General features: G+C 41.0%; 3 protein-coding genes. All 3 read right to left on the bottom strand.

Annotated elements, in window-relative coordinates; translation table 11 throughout:
* Nucleotides 1-97: 97 nt before the first annotated feature.
* Genes ASU35_RS03280 through ASU35_RS03290 form a run of 3 tightly spaced genes read right to left on the bottom strand, consistent with a single transcriptional unit; the run spans nucleotide 98 to nucleotide 3297 of the window.
* Entirely contained in the window at nucleotides 98-1111 is a 1014-nt protein-coding gene (locus tag ASU35_RS03280; protein WP_058351636.1) for a tyrosine-type recombinase/integrase, read from the bottom strand.
* The gene (locus tag ASU35_RS03285) at nucleotides 1098-2084 is read right to left on the bottom strand and encodes a tyrosine-type recombinase/integrase (RefSeq protein ID WP_058351637.1); all 987 of its coding nucleotides are present in this window, start codon (nucleotides 2082-2084) and stop codon (nucleotides 1098-1100) included. The genes ASU35_RS03280 and ASU35_RS03285 overlap by 14 nt, the downstream gene beginning before the upstream one ends.
* A 1-nt stretch (nucleotide 2085) precedes the next feature.
* Nucleotides 2086-3297: a site-specific integrase gene (locus ASU35_RS03290; RefSeq protein ID WP_058351638.1), complete on the bottom strand. Its 1212-nt coding sequence runs from the start codon at nucleotides 3295-3297 to the stop codon at nucleotides 2086-2088.
* Between the last annotated feature and the right edge of the window lie 141 nt (nucleotides 3298-3438).

Raw genomic sequence — 3438 nt, forward strand, 5'->3', positions numbered from 1 at the left:
TTATGAAAAGTAAGCTATTATGAAAAGTTGAGTCCATACTTTATTGGATTTCTTATAGTATGGACTCATTTTACTTTGCATAATTCGGCAGAAATCTCTACAAAGATTTCAGCCAGTCGAGAAGATCCTTATCCTGTTTCCACGTCGGTAGCTCGTCAGATGTTGGGCTGTTATAGGCTTCCATCAATGCCTTACGCTTCATTTTTTCGTCTGCTCTGGCGTATATTTCGGTTGTTGATATATCGGAGTGGCCAAGAAGGTCTCTTATATAAACAAGATTTACGCCTGATTGAAGCAGATGCATTGCCTTACTGTGGCGCAGCCAATGAGGGGTAATCTCATCAGAAATGTCCTTTACCCCGGCAGCCTGAGCCTGACCGGCATATTTCTTCAAAATGTATGTTACGCCAGCTCTTGTCAATGGCTTATTGCCTCGATTAGTAAACAAAGGATTGCGGCTATATACAGGCGAAGATAATCCTGCCCCTTCAATGTACTGTTTTAGTAATTCACCAGTTGGTTTCATCACAGGAACAATGCGGCTCTTACCACCTTTACCAGTCAGTATGATGGTAACAGTGTCATTTAGAGCAACATCACAAACTCTTAGATCAACCAGTTCCTGAACTCTTGCCCCGGTATCATATAGAAGAGATAATAATACGGCATCTCTCTTGCCCTGGGTAGTTGTTCTGTCTGGTTGCTCAAGTAATCCTTTTATGCTATCTAACGGGAGATACATAAGTGGTAGTTTATCTGCTTTTTTCATCGGAATCGACAAAACTTGTTGACACTGTTGTATATACTGTGGTTCCTCCACCATTAAAAAACTAAAAAAGGAGTGAATTGCAGCAAGTCGCTGGTTTCTTGTAGCGGCTTTACAGTTACGTTCATCTTCAAGCCATTGTAAAAAGCGCACAACCAACTCTTTATCCACTTTCGCAATCGTCAGCTTTTCAGGAGAAAGATTCTCCTGATCTCTGCAGTATTTTAGAAGTAACGAAAAGGAATCCCTGTATGCCAGCTGGGTATTACGTTTACTTCCAACCTGACTTGGAAGATATACGGATAGGAAGTGAGTCAGATATCGCGCGAAATCAGTTTCCTTCATGGTATACCTCCGGAATGACATATGCGCAGGAACTTTCTGCTTTCTTCATCAATTCAGGATAAACTTCTGCCGTCAAGCGTAGATATAGAGCTGTTGAATGTACAGTCTTATGTCCCATATATGTGGAAAGTATTGGGAGCATAGCAGTTAAATCTTCCTCTTCTTTGATCCACTTCTGTAAAACATGAACTGCAAATGTATGGCGGACATCATGCAGACGGGGTCCCTGACCTTTTCCACCGTGGGAAATACCAGCAGCTTCTAAATACCTGCGATATCTCTGATATACGGTCATGGGACTGATCATTGTTCTGTCGGGAGCAAGGAAGAAATAGTCACTGTCTTTTTCCCACCAGATTTTTTCTGCATAAGATACGCAAGCCTCTTTTACGGAATCTGATAATGGAATGTATCGGTCACGGTCTGTTTTGGCTTCCCGAATTGTCAGAATCCCCTCTTCAAGATTTACGTCCTTATAACGAAGCCCGACAACCTCTGATACACGGAGTCCGCAACCATACAGGATTCGAAAGATTACCGGTAATGCCAGATGCATATTTCTTGCAACCTCCCGAGGTTCTGTTTCATCAGCAGCCTTAATCACGGCAGCTATCTGCTCATGAGTAAATATATATGGAACAAATGAACTGTGATTTAATCCTTTTACCTCAGGAACAATGTAAGCATCATAGCCGAGATTATTAAGATATATGGCAAACTGCCTTATACAGGTAATACGGTGCGAACGACTTTTTTCAGATTCACCTTCGCGTGGGGCTACCCATTTTTCTGCAAGAGAACGGGATATGACTATTTCTGAGGTACCTTGTTCTTCACTGAAACGGCAGAATCGAGATAAACATTTCGGTTCATCAGCGTATTTAAAACCGAGACTTCTTTTATACTGGATAAATTCCTGTGCAATCTCTGCAAAAGTACCTGTCATTACAGGCGGTTTTCTGATTCTTGTCATGTTAGATAGCCACCTCCAATGCACATTTCTTAAGCTCAGTAATGTCAATCCTAAGATAGGTCATCGTAGTTTCCGTGGTCGTATGACCAAGGATTTCCGAAATGACAGGTAACGGAATTTTATGCTCCAGCAAGCGGCTTGCAAGACTATGACGAAGTGTATGGGAACCTTTCTTTTTCCCTTCAAGGTGAATCCCGGATTTCTGGAGATGGACTCTTACAAGAGAACCAACTGCACCTGGATTGAACTCTGTATAAGGTGGTACCTGTCTCACAAAAACATGGTCAGAGTCGGTTTTGGGTCTTGCGTTCTTCAGATAATTAATGGTTGCTTCTCCTACATCCTCCAAAAGAGGAAGTTCCAACGGACTCCCGGTTTTTACCTGTGTCAGGCGGATGACTTCTTTCTCCCAGTCGATGTTAGAGAATCTGAGATTTGCAACATCACTGCTACGCAGACCAAGTCTTGCAATCAGGAGAATAATCGCGTAGTCACGGATTCCACACGGATTTCCAAGATCAATCGAATCAAGAAGCTTTTTTACCTCGTCCGCAGAATAAGATGAAGGCAGGCGGCTTTGTCTGTTGTAATGAGGGTTGGGAAGCTTGGAAAACATTTCTTTCTCCATAAATCCATTCTCGTAGCAGTATTTCAGATAATACCGTACTGCACGCATGGTATGATTTATGGTTGGTTTTTCATAGCAACTCAATGATTCCATGAATTCCAAAACATCCTTAAGAGACAGAGCATCCAAAGAAAAGATATTTTTCTTGGTCAAAAAAGCAAAAAAACGCTCCAGATATAAACTGCATACCTTGTTGGATTTTTTTATGATTCCAATTTTTTCCCGATGGGAAATATATTCTTCTGCGCTGTTACGGAATCCATCAGGAAAAGTGTATGCTCTTTCATCCATAACAAGATAGAGAGTAATACTGCCTGAGCGCTGGTATTCAGCCAAAGCATTAATACATCGGGAATAAGTTACACACCATTTTTTCTGTTCGATTTTAGATGACATAGAATAATGATCTTCTAAAAACTGCAAACCAAAATCCATGCTGAAAGCATCAGTGTTGTGTTCTTCCGCGTATAGCAAAAGCTGATTTGTCAGTGTCTTAAATACTTTCTGATAATAGTTGGATGCACCTGCCAGAGTAAGTGCTTCCTTGGTTTGGGTGATTAATTGTTGCAATGTTAGATTTTCCATCTTGCATTCCTCCTTAAGTGATTTGATATAGATACACTTAAATCGTGATGTATTATGGAAAGTTAATCAACCCATGAATCCTTTATTTACAAGTATCTGTGCCTTCAACTTTGCATAATGTATAGCTTTTCATAACCCACA

This window comes from Acetivibrio ethanolgignens (genome assembly GCF_001461035.1).
Taxonomy (GTDB): domain Bacteria; phylum Bacillota; class Clostridia; order Lachnospirales; family Lachnospiraceae; genus Velocimicrobium; species Velocimicrobium ethanolgignens.